Here is a 16,863-nt window from a genome sequence, read left to right as displayed (position 1 = left end):
GCATGGTGCCGGCCATGTCGGGCCTGAGCCGCCGCACCTTCCACCGCTTGCTCGGCGCCGGCGCGTGCGCCACCGCCTGCTCCGGCGGCGGCGCCAGCCTGGCGCTCTACAACTGGGGCGACTACCTCGCGCCCGAGGTCGTGGAGCGCTTCACCGCGGCGACCGGCTTCCGCATCACGCAGGACTACTACCTCGCCGAGGCCGAGCTGGTGGCCAAGCTGGGAAGCGGCGCCGCCTACGACGTCGTGTTCCCGATCGACTACGTGCTGGGGCGCATGCGAAGGCGCGCCCTGCTGGTCCCGCTCGCGCGCGACAAGCTGCCCGGCCTCGCCAACCTCGACCCGCAGTTCGGCCCGTGGATCGCCGCCGACAACCAGATCTACGCCGTCCCTTACCTCTGGGGCACCACCGGCATCGGCTACGACAGCGACCACGTCGAGGCGCCCACCTCGTGGAAGGCCCTGTTCGACCCGCGCCACGCCGGCAAGATCAGCGTCATCGACAGCAAGGGCGACGTCTTCGACCAGGCCCTGCTCGCCGCCGGCATGGACATCAACAGCACCGACAAGCCCGCCATCCGCGAGCGCGTCTACCCCATGCTGCGGGCCCAGAAGGACATCCTGCGCGCCTACGACAGCAACCCCGCGCGGGCGCTGGCGGCGGGCGACACGTGGATCGCCCAGATCGACAGCGGCGACCTGTTCCGGGCCCAGAAGCAGCGGCCGAGCCTGCGCTACGTCATCCCCGAGGAGGGCGCGGTGCTGTGGGTCGACTATCTCGCGATCCCCGCCACCGCCCCGCTCCCCGGGGTCGCGGTGCGCTTCATCGACTTCCTGCTCGACCCCGAGATCGCCGCCCTCAACGCCAACGCGCTGCGCTTCGCCACCCCGAACCTCGCCGCCATCCAGCGCGGCCTCGTCGCCGACGCCGGCGACCTCGCGCTGTACCCGTCGGCCGAGACGCGCAAGAAGCTGTTCGTGTCCGAGAACTGGTTCGGCCAGACCGAGGCCGTCGTCGACGAGCTGTGGCTCGAGCTGCGCCGCGCGTGAGCGTCACGGGTCGCAGGAGCCCGGCTCCTGGCACTCCTGCGCGAGCGACTTCCACTCGCCGACGCTCAGGTGGTCGCTGCAGGCGCACATCTTCACGCAGCACAGCTCGCCGAGCCGCGTCACCGGCACGCAGGCCGGCCCCTGCGCGCAGCCCGGGATGACGGGGCAATCGGCGTCCTCGTCGCACGTCTGGGTGCAGCGCGACTCCGACGCCACGACCTCCTGGTCGAGGATGCAGTGCGTCCCGCCGCAGGTCGCCCACGGCGCGGCACAATCGCTGTCGTCGGTGCATCCCGGCGGCTCCTGGTCCCACATGAACAGGCAGATGCCGCCGTCGCAGTCCGGCTGCGGCGTCACTGCCTTGGCCTCGATCGGGTAATCGAACGCGAGCTCGCACGGGCCGCCGTATTCGCCGGGTTCCGGCTCGATGGCGCCCGTCTCGACGACCAAAGTCGTCGCGCTGATATTGGTCACAGAGCTCTCGGTACCGGCCGACTCGTTGTACTCCGTCGTCGCGGTGATATCGGTGGCCGAGCCCTCGGTCCCGACCGACGAAATCGACACGGGCCCGTCCGTGGAAAGGCTCTCGCCGACGACCTCGGGGGTGAGGACGCAGCCGGCCAGCAGCAAACAAATCATGGGGAGGAGTGATGTGCAGTGGGTCATGCTCTCTTCAATCTCCGGCACCCGCCCTCGTCATCGAAAAATCGTCGGCCGACCGATCACCCGATGTCCTATCCCTCGGGGACCGGCTCCGGCAGCGCCCCGCCCGGGCACAACGGCGCCGCCTTGCGCGCCAGCGCCGGCCGCTCGCGCGCCAGTTGCTCGATCTCCGCGCGGGCTGCCTCGACCTGTCCCGAAGCGCAGGTTGCGACGATCTGAGACAACCACCGCTCGTCGCGCAGGGTCCCGCCCGGGAACTCGCGCGCGTGCGCGGCCAGCAGCGCGATCGCCCGGTCCCACGCGCGCTCGCGGATCGCCCGGCGCGCCTCGGCGATGAGGCCGGCCTCGCGCGCGAGGTCCTCGCTCCCGCTGGCCGCCGGTGTCGTCGCGCCGGCCGGCTCACCGGGCCGGCGCGCGGCGACCCCGGCATACATGTCCTCGGGGACAGCTTTTTCTACGACCGCGCGCACAGCGCCGGCCGCCCCCGACTCCAATCTGTCCCCCGGGACACCTGCCCCCACGGCCGACACGGCGCCCGTCGATGACCTGGCCGCCCGGACATCCTGCTCCTCGCGTCCGCCTGCCTGCCCCGCGCGGCCTCGCCGGATCGCTCGCTCCGCGCCACCTTCCCGCGCCCCTGCGCCCACCCGCGACCTGCCCGCACGGCCGTCTCCCCCTCGACCCCGCCCTGACCCGCAGCCACCGCCCCGCCTGCGAACCTGTCCCAACGGCCATCTCCTCCCTCGACCCCGCCCTGACCCGCAGCGACCGCCTTCGCCTTCCCGTCCGAACGACCCTCTTCTCCGTCGTGCTGGCCCGCGGCCCCTCGGCCCCCCACACCTGCGAACGGCCCTCGCCCCCGCCCACGCGCCCCTGCCAGCCCCCTGCCAACTCCTCCGAGATCGAGCGAGCGGCCATCGCCTGCGCCCGCGAGGTCCGCCACTGCCGACAACCTGTCCCCGAGGACATGGCTCTCGTCCGCGATCTCGGCCCTCGCCATCGACCTGTCCCGGAGGACATCCACTCTCGCGCCATCGCCTCCCGCCGCCATCAACCTGTCCCCGAGGACATCCTCCGCCTTCCCGCCCTTGCGGGCTTCCAGCCCCCGACCGCGCCCCCCTCCGCCGCTCCCGCCCGGCCCGCCTCGAGCAGCGCCGCCCCGCCCCCGAGCACACCCAACAGCACCGCCGCCAGCGTGGCGATCTGCGGCGCGCTCGCCACCGCCGACAACCCCGCGAACAACCCCCCGCCGTGCGCCGCCGGCGTCGCCGCGGCTGCCCCACCGGACATGCCCCAAAGACCAGGCACCAGCAAGGCCGCCAGCACCCGCTCGCGCGTCGCCGGCGACGGCGCGTGGGCCCGGCGGGCCCGGCCGAGCAGCGCCTCCCGCTGATCGCACAGGCGGAGCCGCGCGCAGCTGCGGTCGAATTCCTGCCGGGCCGCGCGCAGCCGCGAATACACCGTGTTCTCCTTGATCCCCAGGGCGCTGGCGATCTCGCCGGCCGTCTGCTCTTCGAGCTCGGCGAGCACGAACACCGCCCGCTTGTCGTCGTCGAGCCGGGCCAAGAACCGCTCCAGCCATTCGGTCGCCTCGCGCTCCCGCAAATGCGCGTCGTCGACGCCCGCCCCGGGCGGCTCGTGGGTCAACGCCTGCACCAGCCGGTCCCGCCGCGACGCCCCGCGGCGGAAGCGCCAGGCGATCCTGCGGACGATGCCGAACAGCCAGCCGCGCACGTTCGTGATCGGCGCGTCGGCGCGACGCAGGACGATTAAAAACACCTCCTGCGCCGCGTCCTCGACCGCCGCCGGCGGGACCCCGAGCCGGCGCAGGTTCTGGTGGACGTAGGTGAAGTGGGCGCGGAAGAACGCGGCGAACGCGGCAACCCGGTCGGGTGGGCAGGAGAGCATGGCTGGAGGTGAAATCTCCGGCAGGGGCGGCGCTCGTCAGAAAAAAACACCGCCACCGACCCCCCGAAGCGCAGGCCCACGGGCGGCACCCGGTACAGCAACGCCCGCTCGTCGGCCGCGGCGTAGCCCCGCCGCGTGAACGCGACCACCGCCTCGACATCGGCCCCGAGCGCCAGCCACCGCAGCGGCCGCCACTGCGCCCCCGGGCCCGCCACCGCGGCTGCCCACAGTCCCGTGGTGCGAGCATTGCTGGGAAAACCGAACCCCCGCGCGGTCAATGCACCGACCTCGAGGCCGCCGCACAAATGCAGCGACCACGCCCGCCGCGACCATCGCGGGCAGCCGCGGACCGCCGCCGCCGACAGCTGCAGCTCGCGCCCGCCGCGGGCATCTCCGCCAGCCGCAGCGGCGCCGCGAAGGTGTGGTGAAACCGCAATTCGAGGCGCGCCCGCGGCCACAGCACCAGCAGCCCGGCCTGCAGCCCCGGCGCCGGCGAGCGCGGCGGACCGACGGCGCCGACCGCCGCCACGAATGCACCGACCGCCGGCCGCGCGCGCACCTCCGGCGACGGCGTCCGTTGCAGGCCCGGCGGGATCTCGTCGTCGCGCGCCGGCCGGCTCGACCCGCTCCCGGCCGGCTCGGCCGCCACCGCCACGATCACCGCCGTCGCGTCGGCCAGCGGCGCGCAGCGGGCATTGTGAGCGCGCCGCTCCTGCACGCCGTCGCCCGTCTGCACCGCCAGCGCGAGCGAATAGCCGGTATCGTCGACCGTGATCGCGGCCTCGGCGACGACCGGACGGCGGCTCCCGACGGCCGCCAGGCGCTCGGCCGCCGCGGCGACCTCGGCCGCCGTGGGACATCCCGCCACCTCGGGCCAGCGCAGCTCCAGCCAGCCCGGATCGGCGAGGAGGAGCAGCGCGAGCGCGGCGGGGGGCACCTCGCAACAGTATGCCCGCGAATGCGAATCGGCGCTCCCCGGACGCCGGCGCGGATCCGACCGGCAGACGCGGGCCCTCCACATTGCGCCGCCGCGTCGCTCGGCGAAGCACTCACCCGCGAGCGTGCGTCCCCCGATGATTCGCGGGCGACGTCCATCGATTACGAGCACCCGGGGGCACGCCATTGGGGTCACCGCTCCTCGCCGTCAGGCCCCATCTGCGGCCGCCGCACTGCGATTGTAGGGCGCGCGAATCGACGCCTTGACGCTATTTGCCGCGCGGTGATAAGGCCGCTGCCATGGCCATGACACTGCGAGATGGTGGTTCGTCCTGCCCTCCCTGACGCTCCTCGCCGCGTGCGGCGACAACGGCGGCACCACGACCGGGAGCACCGGCACCGACGGGACGACCGAGCCCGCCACCACCGACGCCACCATGACGCCCGGCACCACCGACGAACCGAGCAATCCGAGCAGTCCGGCCACCACGGATACCCCGACCACCGACGGCACGACCACCGTCGATCCCACGGTCGGCACCACCGATGCCCCTGGCACCACCGACGCCCCCGGCACCACCGACGCCCCCGGCACCACCGACGCCCCGGGCACCACCACCGACGATACGACGACGGGCACCACCGGCCCGGTCGAACCTGGCCCCGAGAACATCCCGGAGATCCCCGACGACGGCATGCCCTCGTCGGCCCATTTCAAAAAGATCCCGCTCGGCATGTCCGAGGCCGAGCAGGGCTACTGGGAGTACACCCCGCCCGGCTACGGCGGCGGCGAGAAGTACCCGCTGATGGTGTTCCTCCACGGCATCGGCGAGAACGGCAACGGCGACAGCGAGCTCGACAAGGTGCCGAACAACGGCCCGCCGAAGCTGCAGAAGAACGACCAGTGGGACACCACCCTGCCGTTCGTCGTGCTCTCGCCGCAGCACCCCGGCGGCGGCTGCCCGGGCTCCGGCGAGATCCACTCGTTCATCGAGTACGCGATGATGCACTACGACATCAACCCGGCCCGCGTCTACCTCACCGGCCTGAGCTGCGGCGCCATCGGCTCGTGGGGCTACCTCGGCGACTTCCTCGACGAGCAGATCGCGGCGCTGGTCGCGATCGCCGGCGACGGCAAGGGCGCCTTCATGAAGGCCAAGTGCGAGCTCGGCCGCGTCCCGATCTGGGCCTTCCACGGCGACCAGGACCCGACCGTCAACGTCAGCGGCACCATCGAGCCCGTCACCGGCCTGCAGATGTGCGACCCCAAGCCCGACGTCGAGATGGTCATCTACCCCGGCGTCGGCCACGACTCGTGGACCAAGACGTACGACCTCTCGGCCGGCCACGACATCTATTCGTGGATGCTCGAGCGCTACAAGCAATAGCCGCTCCCACCATTCGTGAATGATCGAGGTCGCGGGGCCGCCGGCTCCCGCGACCTTCGTCCGCCCCGCATCTGCACCAGCGGAGGCCGGCCGCGCGATCTCGCGCATCCGCCAGGCGGGCCCGGCCATTGGTATGCTCGCCGGCGGTGACGGAGCCCCCGCCTCAGGTCCCCGACGACGACGGCAACGTCGCCGACGCGCGCACGCGGGAGGTCCCGCCCGACCCGCCCGTCGTGCAGGCCCGGCCCGGCCGCACGCGCTCGCACCCCCGCGTGCCCGACGAGCCGCCCGCGCCGACGCGGATCCGCCACTTCACGGTGCTGCGCCAGATCGGCCAGGGCGGCATGGGCGTGGTCCTCTCGGCCTTCGACGACGAGCTCGACCGCAAGGTCGCCATCAAGCTGATGCGCCCGTCGCACGGCGACAGCCTCGGCCGCGCCCGCCTGCAGCGCGAGGCCCAGGCGATGGCCAAGCTGGCCCACCCCAACATCGCCCGCGTCTACGAGGTCGGCGAGTTCGAGGGCCGCGTCTACATCGTGATGGAGTACGTCCAGGGCGAGACGCTGCGCGCGTGGCTGCGCCGCGGCCCGCACCCGTGGCGCGACGTGTCGGCGATCTTGCAGCAGGCCGGCCGCGGCCTCGCGGTCGCCCACGCGGCCGGCCTGGTCCACCGCGACTTCAAGCCCGACAACGTCATGGTCGCCGAGGACGGCTTCGTCCGCGTCCTCGACTTCGGCCTCGCCCGCGCCGTCGAGGCCGGCGAGGCGAACTTCGGCGCCGACCCGCGCCTGTTCGCGCCGGTGACTCACAGCACCGGCTCGCTCAGCGAGCCATTGACGGAGGCCGGCACGCTGGTCGGCACGCCGCCGTACATGTCCCCCGAACAGTTCGCGCTGCAGCCGATCGGCGTCGAGAGCGACCAGTTCAGCTTCTGCGTCGTGCTCTACGAGGGCCTGCACGGCGCGCGGCCCTTCAAGGCGCGCACCGCCGACGAGCTCCTGACCCAGATCGAGGCGCTCCAGCGCAGCGAGCCGCCGCGCGGCCCCAAGTCCCGCCGCGCCTGCGCCGGATCGTCCTGCGCGGCCTGTCGGCGCGCCCGCAGGACCGCTGGCCGTCGATGGAGGCGCTGCTCGCCGAGCTCGCGCGCGAGCCGGGCAAGCGCGCCCGCCAGTGGTTCGCCGGCCTCGGCATCGCCGGCCTCGCGGCGGGCCTCGGCTACGGCCTCACCCCACCCGCCGCGGCCCCGCAGAACCTCTGCAAGGACGCGCCGGCCCGCTTCGCCGGGGTGTGGGACGACGCGCGCAAGGCCGAGCTCCGCCAGGCCCTGCGCGCCACCGGGGCGGCCGGCGCCGACGACGTCGCCGGCCGCGTCGAGGCCCGCCTCGACGCCTACGCCGCCGAATGGATCGCCATGCACACCGCCGCCTGCGAGGCCACCCACGTGCGCGGCGAACAATCCCCGCAGCTGCTCGACCGCCGCATGGAGTGCCTGAGCCTGCGCCGCACCGAGGTCGACGTGCTCGTGCAGAGCCTGGCCGCCGCCGACGCGGCGATGCTCGATCGCGCGGTCCAGGCCACCATGAACCTCGGCCGCCTCGATCGCTGCGCCGACGCCGAGGCGCTGATGGCCACCCTGCCGCCGCCCGACGATCCGGAGCAGGCGGCGCGGGTCGCCGACGTGCGGGCCAGGCTGGCCCGCGTGCGCGTGCGCGGCAACCTCGGGCAGTACGAGGCGGTCCGCGCGCTGAGCGACGAGCTCCTGCAAGAGGCGATCGCCATCGGCTACCGCCCGCTGCACGCCGAGGTCCTGGCGCGCCACGCCCAGTTGCTCGAGTACGCCGGCGACCCCGCCGGCGCCGAGAAGGCGATGCTCGACGCCTACTTCATGGCCGGCGCCGTCAAGCACGACGAGATCCAGGCCGACGCGGCCCTCGCCCTGACCTTCATCGACGGCGTCGAGCAGGCCCGCTACGACGACGCGATGCTGTGGGACCGCCACGCCGCCATGCTGCTCGAGCGGCTCGGCGCCCCGCCGGTGCTGCAGATCACCCGCCACACCGGCCTCGGCGGCGTGCTCGAGCGGTGGGGCAAGTACCCCGAGGCCCGCGAGCACCTCGAGCGCGCGCTGGCCCTCGCCGAGGCCGACGAGGGCCCCGAGAACCTCAACCTCGCCACCGTCGCCCACAACCTCGGCGGCGTCTACCTGGCCCAGGGCGACCTCGCCGCGGCCGAGCGCATCTATCGACGCAGCCTCGACCTCTTCGCCGCGCTGCTCGGCCCCGACAACCTCGCCGTCGGCGAGACGCTCAACAACCTCGCCATGGTCGCGCAACAGCGCGGCGACCTGCCCGGCGCCCGCGAACGACTGCAGCGCGCCCTCGCCATCTACGAGCGCAGCCTCGGCGCCCGGCACCCGCGCCTGTCGATCCCGCTGTGCAACCTCGGCAGCGTCGCCGCGGCCCAGCGCGACCTCGCCGCTGCTCACGCGCACTACGAGCGCGCCCTCGCGATCATTGAAAAGGCCCTCGGCGCCGACGACTTCGAGGTCGCCGAGCCGCTCGGCGGCCTCGCCGAGCTGGCCGCGCTCGAGCGCCGCTGGGACGACGCCGAGGCCCTCGCCGGGCGCGCGCTGGCCCTGCACGCGCGCGTGCAAGGCCCCGCCCAGCCGGGCCAGATCCAGCCGCTGTGCGCCCTCGGCGAGGTCGCCCTGGCCCGCCGCGACTACGCCGACGCCCGCGCCCACTTCCAGCGCGCGCTCGAGCTCGCCGAGGCCACTTACGGCCCGCAGGACATCGCCGCCGCGACCGCGCTCGGCGGCCTCGCCCGCGCGGCCGTCGGCGAGCGCAAGCCCGCCGAGGCGCTCCCCCTGCTGACCCGCGCCCTCGCCATCCGCGAGCAGCCGGGCGGCCTGGCCCACGAAGCCGCGGCGCTGCGCTTCGTCGAGGCCCAGGCCCGCCAGCAGTCGCGCGACGCCGCCGCCGCCGACGCGGCCCGCCAGGCCCTCGCCCACTACGCCGCCGCCGGCGAACGCTTCACCGCCGAGCGCGCCGAGGTCGAATCATGGCTGGCCGCGCACCGCTGATTCCCGACATCGACTGCATATATTGATAGCGCCGCGCAGGCTCTGCCACCATTGCCGGCAATCCTTGCAGCCGCGCGATCCGGCCCCGACATTCGCGGCAATCGCGCTATTCCGATCGCGGTGACGGATACGCCGCCCCTGGTTACTATCGAGACGATGGCCCAGTCCGACCAGCACGAGGGCGCGGTGCGGGCGCGGTTCGCCGCCTGGGCGGCGGCCGAGAGCGACGAGATCGCGCTGGCCGGCCTCGCCGCGCTGCTGGCCGACGCGAGCGGCGACGCCGTGGCGACCCGCCTGCGGCACCTGTGGTCCCCGCCCGCGGCCGCCGTGTCCGTGCCCGTGCCCGCGCCCGGCCGCCCGCGGGACCCCGCGCTCGAGCGGGCCCTCGCCACCGCGAGCGCCTGCGTCGGCCGCCTCGACGCCATCGACTCCGGCAGCGCCACTTTCCTCGCCACCGCCTGGCTCGTGCGCCCCGACCTCGCGGTGACGACGCGCAAGCCGCTGCTGTCCTGCCTCGCGCCGCTGACCCGCGGCGAGCGGGCCCTGCAGCTCGACCTCGGCGGCGGCCCGGTCGCGGTCCGCGAGGTCCTCTACCTCGCGCCCGACTGCGACCTCGCGCTGCTGCGCGTGGCCCCGCAAGCGAGCTTCATCGCCCTCGCCTCCGGCGTCGCCCACGGCCACGAAGCTGGCCGCCATCGACCGCAGCGAGCCGCCCGGGGCCGAGCCCGGCGACCTGCGCCTGGTCCCGGGCCGGGTCCAGGAGGTCTCGTCCGCGCTGCTGCGCCACGACTGCGCCGGTCGGCCCGGCGGCGTCCTCCTCGACCTCGCGTCCGGGCAGGCGATCGGCCTCACCCTCGGCGGCCACGAATCGGTGCCCGGCTGGCTCGTGCGCGAGCGAATCGAGCGACTGTCGCGATGACGCGCCCCGCCTCAACGCGACGCCCCGAGCTGCGCCCGCAGCCCGGCCGCCCATTGCTCGAGCCCGGAGATCGTGCTCTCCATCTCCGACGCGCTCGCCTCGAGCCCGCGAATCGCCGCCTCGAGCTGTTGCTTGGCCCGACGCAGGCGGCTGCGGGCCGTGTCCTCCGGCACCCCGAGGAACTCCCCGAGCTCGGGCCCGGTCATGCGCTCCCAATAATACAGCTCGAGGATCACCTGCGACGCGACCGGGATCTTGCGCAAACCGTGCAGCAGCAGCCGCTGCTCCGCGTGCGCCGCCAGCAGCGACGTCGGGCTCGCGCCGAGGTCGACGAGCGACATCTTCTCGAGGTCGAGCTCCTCCAGCGGCCGCCGGTTCCGCCGCAGATGGTCGCGTAGGATGTTGTGGGCGATGGCGAACAGGTACGTGCGGAACGAGGCGTCCCCGCGGAACCGGTCGCGGCCCTCGACGCAGCCGGTGAAGGTGCGCTGCACGAGGTCCTCGGCCTGGTGCTCTACCTTGTTGCGGAAGAACCTGCGCACGGCGTCGAAATAGCGGTCGAACAAGACGCTGCCCGCCTGGCGATCGCCGGCCCGCCAGGCGGTGAGGAGCTCCTCGTCGCTCTTCATGGCGCCACCTTACCACGGAGCCCGGGCCGCGAAACCCGCTGGCTGACGGACCCGGCCCTCGGAGACACTACCCCGGCCATGGACCCGCAGCAGGAGCACACCTGGCCCGACCTCGAGCAGCTCGGGTCCGACAAGCGCGACCTCGCGGACGAGGCGATGTATCGCAGCCTCAAATCGAAGCTGTTCGACGAGGCCTATCCGCCGGTCCAGCTCGGCCGCTTCCGGGTGGTGCAGACCCTGGGCCGGGGCGGCATGGGCGTGGTCTACGCGGCCGAGGACCCGCAACTCGGCCGCCAGGTGGCGATCAAGGTCATCCGCGACGACCGCCTGCGCGAGGGCGCCAAGGACCGCGCGCGCCTTTTTGCGAGAGGCGCAGATGCAGGCCAAGCTGTCCCACCCCAACGTGGTGCAGATCCACGAGGTCAGCGAATCCGACGGCGCGCTGTTCATCGTCATGAAGCTGGTCAAGGGCTGCAACCTGCGCGAATGGTTGGACCGCGAGCCCCGCCCGCTGGCAACGATCCTCGAGCGATTCGTCGAGGCGGCCCGCGGCCTGTCGGCGGCCCATCAAGGGGATCGTCCACCGCGACTTCAAGCTGGCCAACGCCATGGTCGGCGAGGACGGCCGGGTCCGGATCGCCGACTTCGGCCTCGCCGTCGCCGGCCAGAGCGAGCAGGAGACCGAGCCCGAGCGCCCCCGGCTCCGCCGCCGCCGGCCATACCAGCAAGCACGCCGGCACGCCGACGTACATGTCGCCCGAGCAGGTCCGCGGCCGCGACTGCGACGCCCGCAGCGATCAATACTCGTTCGCCGTCGCCCTGACCGAGGCGGTGTTCCGCCGCCCCCGCCCCCGCGATCGAGCGCCTGGCCGATCGGACAGGCGCCCTGACGCTGCCGACCGACCCCCCGCCCCGCAATGGCTGCGCCAGGCCCTCACCCGCGCCCTCTCCCTCGACCCCGCCGACCGCTTCCCGTCGATGGCCGCCCTCATCGACGTGCTGGTCGAGACCCCCAAACGCCGCAAACGCCGCGCCCTCGCGGCCGGCCTGGTCGTGGCCCTGGCAGGCTCGACCGCCCTCGGGGCGACGATCTTCGCTAGCGAGAAGGCGAAATCACAGTGCTCGCAGGACGAGATCAGCCTCGCCGAACTCTGGAACGAGGACCGCAAGGCGACGCTGCACGAAGCGTTCACGACCACCGGCTTGCCCTACGCTGAGAAGTCGTGGCAGCGCGTGAGCAGCATGCTCGACGCATATGCCAGAGACTGGGCCGAGGTCGCGGTGAGCAACTGTGAGGCGAGGCAAACCGCGGCGCAACCATTGGAGCGGCGCTTCGCGCAGGGCGCCGCCTGCCTCAGCCGCCAGCACGACGCCTTCTCCACCCTGCTCGCCGATTTCGCCGCCGCCGATCGGGCCCTCGTCGCCAGCGCCGACAAGGCAGTGGCCGGCCTGTCGCCTCCCGAGCCCTGTCGCGTGACATCGGACATGCAGAACGTGAGCAGCTCCGTCGGGCCTATCAACCCGCGAGTCCGCGATCTGCTCGATCGCGGCAAGCTCCTCACGATCACGCACGAAGGTCGCGACGCCGTCGCCTTCCTCGACACCGCGCTGGCGGAGATCCGCAGCACCGCCGACGTGGCCGGCGAGGCCGAGGCGCTCCTGCTGCTCGGTCAGGCCAGGGGCCGCTTGCTGAGTGACGGGCCCGGCGCGGAGGATCTCCTGAATCAGGCCTACGATCGAGCGAACACCGCCAATCATACGGCGCTGCAGTGGAAGATCTGGAACGAGCTCGCGTACGTCCACGTCGTCCTGTTCGACGCGCCCGCCGAGGCCCGCAGGGATCTCGCCCACGCGCGGTCCAGCCGCCCCTTGGATTCGCAGGAAGCAGACACGGCGCTCAGGGACGTCGAGAGCGACATCCTGATCGCCGAGAATCGGGCCGCCGAGGCGGTCGTGCTGCGCCGTTCCTCGCTGGAATCCTTGCAATCGTATCACACCGCCGGCCACCCCGACGTCGTCGAAGCTCGCCTATCGCTCGCCGCGGCCCTCGGAGACGCCGGGAAATCCGACGAAGCCCGGACCCAGCACATGCAGCTATTCGACGAACTGAAGCAGGAGTTCGGCTCCGAGCACCCTTATACTGCGCGTGTCGAGCTGAACCTCGGCATCGACCTCCTCGATCTCGAGCAACTCGACGCAGCCCGCAAGCACTTCGAGCACGCCCGCGCCGCTTTGATGCGGACCTACGGCGAGGTCCATCTCCTGGTCGCCAAGGCAGAGCTGGCGCTGGCAAACCTGGATTTCAACGAGGAGGCGCTCCCCGTCGGCCACGGCGTGGGCGGAGCGAGCACTCGCAGTTTACACGACTCTGGTCCCGCGGGCCCACAGCGAGCGCGTCGTGGCCCTCTGGCAGCTCTCGGAAGCCTACCGGCTGGAAGGCCGCCACGATCGCCTCCTGGCGATCGACCAGGAGTTGCTCGACATCTACGACGCCGACCCGACGCGCAAGGGCTTCGACGTTCCCGGCCTCCTTACCAACATCGGCGAAACACTCTGCCTGCTCGACCGATGCTCCGAGGCGCTGGAATATTTCACGCGTCTCATGAGGCTCTACCGCACCGAGACGCCGCCCGAACCGGCGCTGCAGGCCATTCCCCTGCGGGGGATCGGACTGGCGCACCTGCGGGACGGCAAACCGGACCTCGCGCTCCCGTTCCTCGAGCAAGCGCTGAAGTTCTCGAACAGTCTCCGCACGAACGCGGCGGCGTGTCCGAGAACCTGGGCGCCACCATGCGCGACGTGGCCGACGCCCTCACGGCGCTCCGACGAGAGCCCCGACGAGTCCGCGAGCTCCGCCGCCGCGCCGACGAACTCCAGTCGGCGGAGTGACCTCAGCGCAGGCGCTCGAGCTGCGCGAGCCGCTCGCGCACCACCCATCCCGGCACCCCGAGGTTGAGGCGGCGATCGCGTGATTCGCCGTAGTTGAGGCCGATCACCGCGCCGCGGACGAGGTCGACGATCACCCCGCCCGAGCTGCCCCCGAGCGTGGTGCAGTCGTGCTCGAGCAGCGCGACCGACGTCGACACCAGGCGACCGAGCGAGATCCGCTTGAAGCCGCGGCCGTCGCGGTCGAACCAGCCGTCGCCGAAGCAATGCTTGTACTCGGCCTCGGGGTACCCGCCCTCGGCGTGCGCCGGGAAGCCGATCACCGCCACCGGGTGGGCGGCGAAGATCGAGCCGACGACGCCGAGGCCGGCGTGCGACGTCCGCGGCGGGTCGACCTGCACGAACGCGAGGTCGTGGATCGGGTCGACGTACAGCACCCGGCGGACCGCGCAATGCTCGGCCGCAGGCGCGTCCGCCTCGGCGGAGAGGTCGAGGCGGAGAGTCCGGGTCCCACGCTGCAGGTCGTCGAGGAGGAATAAAATGTTGTGTCGATTGGTGACCGCGACGTCGGCGCTGACCAACCAGGCCGTGCCGCACTGCATCAGCGGACCGAGCTCGGGGCACTCCAGCCGCCCGACGGCCCTCAGCATCGCCTCCAATTGAGGCCTGGCCGCGCGGACCACGTCCTGCCATGCCGGCTCCGGCGGCAGCGAGAAGGTCCCGGCGCGGACCGTGAGCGGGCAGGGAAACCATTGGCTCACGAGCTCCAGCCCCGACAATTCGACGGTCTGCGCCGGCGCCGCCGTCGACAATCCGACTTCGTGGCTCTCCAGGGTGTCCTGAGACGTCATCGTTTGCATCGCTCCCTCGGCCTCGCGCCGCCGGACGATAGTGGCACGGGCTCCCTCTTCCGTGCATCTACACGGCTCGATCGATCATTCTCGCAACGGGGTGACCGGTTCGGCCGGTCCTGGACACTACCGGGTGTGCGACGCGACGGGGTCGGCGATGTCCGCCGGGCCGACGCGCGACAGGAGTTGCATCGTCATGGCAGTCACATGGACCTTGAAGGACGCCTCGGGCGCGAACCTCACCAACCAGCCGCCGTCCACCACCGGCAGCACCCTCGCCCTCTACTTCAACAACAGCGGCTATCCTTTCCTCGTCTCGACCGAGATCATCACCGAGGTGTTCGTCGAGATCGACAGCACCGGTCCGGTCACGATCACGCTATCGCCGCAGAACGAGGACTACTACCTGGACGAGGCCCGCAGCGACCCGCAGGAGCTGCCGTCGTCCCACGGCGGCGTGATGAGCTGGAATCAGAGCGGCCCCGTCACGACCCTCACCTTCACCGCGCCCGGCACCGTCAATCAGGAGTGGTCGTGGGGCTTCGGCGGCCTCACGCCGCCGGTCGCGCTGAAGATGAAGTTCCGCATCCGCCGAGCGTGATCGTCGCGCCCGAGCGCCGCGCCGAGCGCGGATGGCACCTGACCTTTCCGCCAGGTGCCGTATCCCGCAGCGTTCGACCGGCGAACGGCCCTCCTCGGAGCACCTCGGCGACGGACGCGGCCAGTCGTTGTCCTTCCCGCCGAGTTGCGCTCTCCGCATCGGCCGACCCGACAAGCGGACCCTTCCCTGAGCATCTCGGCGACTGGCGATGACGGCACCTGGCCTCCCCGCCATGGCCGCGCCTCCCCTCACCGGTCGATGGCTCGTCGCCTTGAACCCCCCGCCGTCCGGCCGTCCCATACCGCACCTGTCCTTTCCGCCAGGCAGCGTCGCGCCCGCCTCGCCGAGCTGTTAGCATCCGCCGGTGTCCGCGCTCCCGGTCCTCGACCTCACCCCGCTTCGCCAGGGCGCCGACTCGTCCGCCTGCGACGCCCTCGCGCGGGCCATCGCCGCGGCCTGCCGCGACAGCGGCTTCTTCTACCTCGTCGGCCACGGCCTCGACCCCGCGCTGCAGGCCCGGCTCGAGGCCCTGAGCCGCCGGTTCTTCGCCGCCCCCGAGGCCGACAAGCAGGCCCTGGCGATGCACCACGGCGGCCGCGCCTGGCGCGGGTGGTTCCCGCTCGGCGGCGAGCTCACCTCGGGCCAGCCCGACCTCAAGGAGGGCCTGTACTTCGGGACAGAATTGCCCGCCGACCACCCGCGCGTGCGCGCCGGCACCCCCCTGCACGGCGCCAACCTGTGGCCGGCGTGGCTGCCGGAGCTGCGCCCGACCGTGCTCGCGGTCATGGCGCAGCTCGCCGACGCCGCCCAGCTGCTGCTCACGGGCGTCGCCCGCAGCCTCGACCTCGCGCCCGACTATTTCCGCAGCCACTACACGGGCGACGCGACGCAGCTGTTCCGGATCTTCCACTACCCGGCGACCCCGCAGACGGGCTGGGGCGTCGGCGAACACACCGACTACGGCCTGCTCACGCTGCTCGTGCAGGACGACGTCGGCGGCCTGCAGGTCAAGACCCCGCGCGGCTGGATCGACGCCCCGCCGCGGCCCGGGGCCCTCGTGTGCAACATCGGCGACATGCTCGACCGCCTCACCGGCGGCTGGTACCGCTCGACACCCCACCGCGTGCGCAGCTCGACCCGTAGCGATCGCCTGTCGTTCCCGTTCTTCTTCGACCCCGCGTGGGACGCCGAGATCGTGCCGCTGCCGCGCCGCGCCGCCGACATCTCCGACGACGCCGCCGAGCGCTGGGATCGCGCCAGCGTCCACGCCTTCCGCGGCACCTACGGCGAATATCTGCTGGCCAAGGTCGCCCGCGTCTTCCCCGCCCTGCACGCGGCCGTGCGACCCGGCGCGTGACTCAGGCGCCCACCCCGCGCCCGGCCGCCACAGCCGGCCTCTGCCGTGCTCACATTGCCTGAACGCGACATTGAACCATGTACAGTGGTCGCTCAGTGGTGTTTCCCTACGGTGTCAATTCGCGGAGGAACAGCCATGAGTGCGAAGCACCACACCAAGGACCGCGAGGACACCCGCAGCAACACCGACGCGGAGGCCCCGTTCGAGGAGTTCATCGACCCCGGCTTCCGCTCGCGCGGCCTCTACGGCGAGGTGACCTGGCCGGACCGGGAGCCGCAGCCGTGGCCCTCCGCGCCGCGCGCCCGCGAGGGCGAGGCGCTCGCCGCGTCGGAGTCCGGCCGAGGCCGCTACGTGGGCTGCGGCCCGCGCAGCTATCGCCGATCGGACGAGCGGATCGCCGAGGACATCAACGAGGCCCTCACCTGGCACCCCGACATCGACGCCAGCGAGGTCGAGGTCGCCGTCGAGCGCGGCAACGTCACCTTGACCGGCCTCGTCTACGACCCGCAGACGCGGCGCCTGATCGTCGAGCTGGCGCTACAGACGGCCGGCGTCGCCAAGCTCGACGACCGCCTGAGCGTCGCCGGCGGCAAG

The 16,863-nt window shown here is 72.7% G+C and carries 16 protein-coding genes and 2 pseudogenes; 11 read left to right on the top strand and 7 right to left on the bottom strand.

Features of this window, described 5'->3' with window-relative positions; all coding sequences use genetic code 11:
• The first annotated feature begins 14 nt into the window (after positions 1-14).
• On the top strand, positions 15-1,049 hold the full coding sequence (locus OV079_RS00380; RefSeq protein WP_267765574.1) for a polyamine ABC transporter substrate-binding protein: 1,035 nt from the start codon (positions 15-17) through the stop codon (positions 1,047-1,049).
• Positions 1,050-1,052: 3 nt separating this feature from the next.
• On the opposite strand, the gene OV079_RS00375 is transcribed toward OV079_RS00380, so the two are convergent.
• The 4 genes from OV079_RS00375 to OV079_RS00360 all read right to left on the bottom strand — a co-directional run bounded on the left by OV079_RS00375 (position 1,053) and on the right by OV079_RS00360 (position 4,557).
• Positions 1,053-1,688: a hypothetical protein gene (locus tag OV079_RS00375; protein WP_267765573.1), complete on the bottom strand. Its 636-nt coding sequence runs from the start codon at positions 1,686-1,688 to the stop codon at positions 1,053-1,055.
• Between the two features lie 95 nt (positions 1,689-1,783).
• Positions 1,784-2,146, bottom strand: a complete 363-nt coding sequence (locus OV079_RS00370; RefSeq protein ID WP_267765572.1) for a hypothetical protein — start codon at positions 2,144-2,146, stop codon at positions 1,784-1,786.
• Between the two features lie 616 nt (positions 2,147-2,762).
• Complete coding sequence (locus OV079_RS00365) at positions 2,763-3,620, bottom strand: RNA polymerase sigma factor (protein WP_267765571.1); 858 nt, start codon at positions 3,618-3,620, stop codon at positions 2,763-2,765.
• Positions 3,621-3,894: 274 nt separating this feature from the next.
• Positions 3,895-4,557 carry a hypothetical protein gene (locus OV079_RS00360; RefSeq protein WP_267765570.1) on the bottom strand — a complete coding sequence of 221 codons (663 nt, stop codon included), beginning with the start codon at positions 4,555-4,557 and terminating at the stop codon, positions 3,895-3,897.
• A gap of 436 nt (positions 4,558-4,993) precedes the next feature.
• Between OV079_RS00360 and OV079_RS00355 the strand changes: the two genes are divergently transcribed.
• The 3 genes from OV079_RS00355 to OV079_RS53385 all read left to right on the top strand — a co-directional run bounded on the left by OV079_RS00355 (position 4,994) and on the right by OV079_RS53385 (position 9,026).
• A complete protein-coding gene (locus OV079_RS00355) occupies positions 4,994-5,944 on the top strand; it encodes a carboxylesterase family protein (protein ID WP_267765569.1) in 951 nt (316 codons plus the stop codon).
• 146 nt (positions 5,945-6,090) lie between these two features.
• The gene (locus OV079_RS00350; protein WP_267765567.1) at positions 6,091-7,437 is read left to right on the top strand and encodes a serine/threonine-protein kinase; all 1,347 of its coding nucleotides are present in this window, start codon (positions 6,091-6,093) and stop codon (positions 7,435-7,437) included.
• Entirely contained in the window at positions 7,356-9,026 is a 1,671-nt protein-coding gene (locus OV079_RS53385; protein ID WP_338089041.1) for a tetratricopeptide repeat protein, read from the top strand. The genes OV079_RS00350 and OV079_RS53385 overlap by 82 nt, the downstream gene beginning before the upstream one ends.
• Here the strand turns inward: OV079_RS53385 and OV079_RS00340 are convergent.
• Together OV079_RS00340 and OV079_RS00335 are read right to left on the bottom strand one after the other, a co-directional pair.
• Complete coding sequence (locus tag OV079_RS00340) at positions 9,003-9,722, bottom strand: hypothetical protein (RefSeq protein ID WP_267765566.1); 720 nt, start codon at positions 9,720-9,722, stop codon at positions 9,003-9,005. The genes OV079_RS53385 and OV079_RS00340 overlap by 24 nt on opposite strands.
• A 234-nt stretch (positions 9,723-9,956) precedes the next feature.
• Positions 9,957-10,574 carry an RNA polymerase sigma factor gene (locus OV079_RS00335; RefSeq protein WP_267765565.1) on the bottom strand — a complete coding sequence of 206 codons (618 nt, stop codon included), beginning with the start codon at positions 10,572-10,574 and terminating at the stop codon, positions 9,957-9,959.
• A 376-nt stretch (positions 10,575-10,950) separates the two neighbouring features.
• On the opposite strand from OV079_RS00335, the pseudogene OV079_RS57015 reads away from it, so the two are divergent.
• From OV079_RS57015 to OV079_RS57000, 4 genes and pseudogenes are all read left to right on the top strand, one after another.
• A pseudogene (locus OV079_RS57015) lies at positions 10,951-11,070 on the top strand (hypothetical protein); the annotation flags it as partial.
• Between the two features lie 70 nt (positions 11,071-11,140).
• Positions 11,141-11,464 (top strand): protein kinase domain-containing protein, encoded by a 324-nt coding sequence (locus OV079_RS57010; protein ID WP_420829486.1) that lies wholly within the window; start codon positions 11,141-11,143, stop codon positions 11,462-11,464.
• Positions 11,465-11,552: 88 nt separating this feature from the next.
• Positions 11,553-12,794: pseudogene (locus OV079_RS57005) on the top strand (hypothetical protein); the annotation flags it as partial.
• A gap of 178 nt (positions 12,795-12,972) precedes the next feature.
• Positions 12,973-13,530, top strand: a complete 558-nt coding sequence (locus OV079_RS57000) for a tetratricopeptide repeat protein (RefSeq protein WP_420829485.1) — start codon at positions 12,973-12,975, stop codon at positions 13,528-13,530.
• Here the strand turns inward: OV079_RS57000 and OV079_RS00320 are convergent.
• A complete protein-coding gene (locus tag OV079_RS00320; protein ID WP_267765562.1) occupies positions 13,466-14,320 on the bottom strand; it encodes a trypsin-like serine peptidase in 855 nt (284 codons plus the stop codon). The genes OV079_RS57000 and OV079_RS00320 overlap by 65 nt on opposite strands.
• 187 nt (positions 14,321-14,507) lie before the next feature.
• Between OV079_RS00320 and OV079_RS00315 the strand changes: the two genes are divergently transcribed.
• The 3 genes from OV079_RS00315 to OV079_RS00305 all read left to right on the top strand — a co-directional run.
• Entirely contained in the window at positions 14,508-14,912 is a 405-nt protein-coding gene (locus OV079_RS00315) for a hypothetical protein (RefSeq protein ID WP_267765561.1), read from the top strand.
• Positions 14,913-15,276: 364 nt separating this feature from the next.
• A complete protein-coding gene (locus tag OV079_RS55445) occupies positions 15,277-16,269 on the top strand; it encodes an isopenicillin N synthase family dioxygenase (protein ID WP_267765560.1) in 993 nt (330 codons plus the stop codon).
• 135 nt (positions 16,270-16,404) lie between these two features.
• Positions 16,405-16,863, top strand: a 459-nt coding sequence (locus OV079_RS00305) for a BON domain-containing protein (RefSeq protein ID WP_267765559.1), incomplete at its 3' end; no start/stop codon positions are given.

It is taken from the genome of Nannocystis pusilla, from assembly GCF_026626665.1.
Lineage (GTDB): Bacteria > Myxococcota_A > Polyangia > Nannocystales > Nannocystaceae > Nannocystis > Nannocystis pusilla.
The sequence above is the reverse complement of the archived record's forward strand: the minus strand, read 5'-3'. Positions and strand labels throughout refer to the sequence as shown.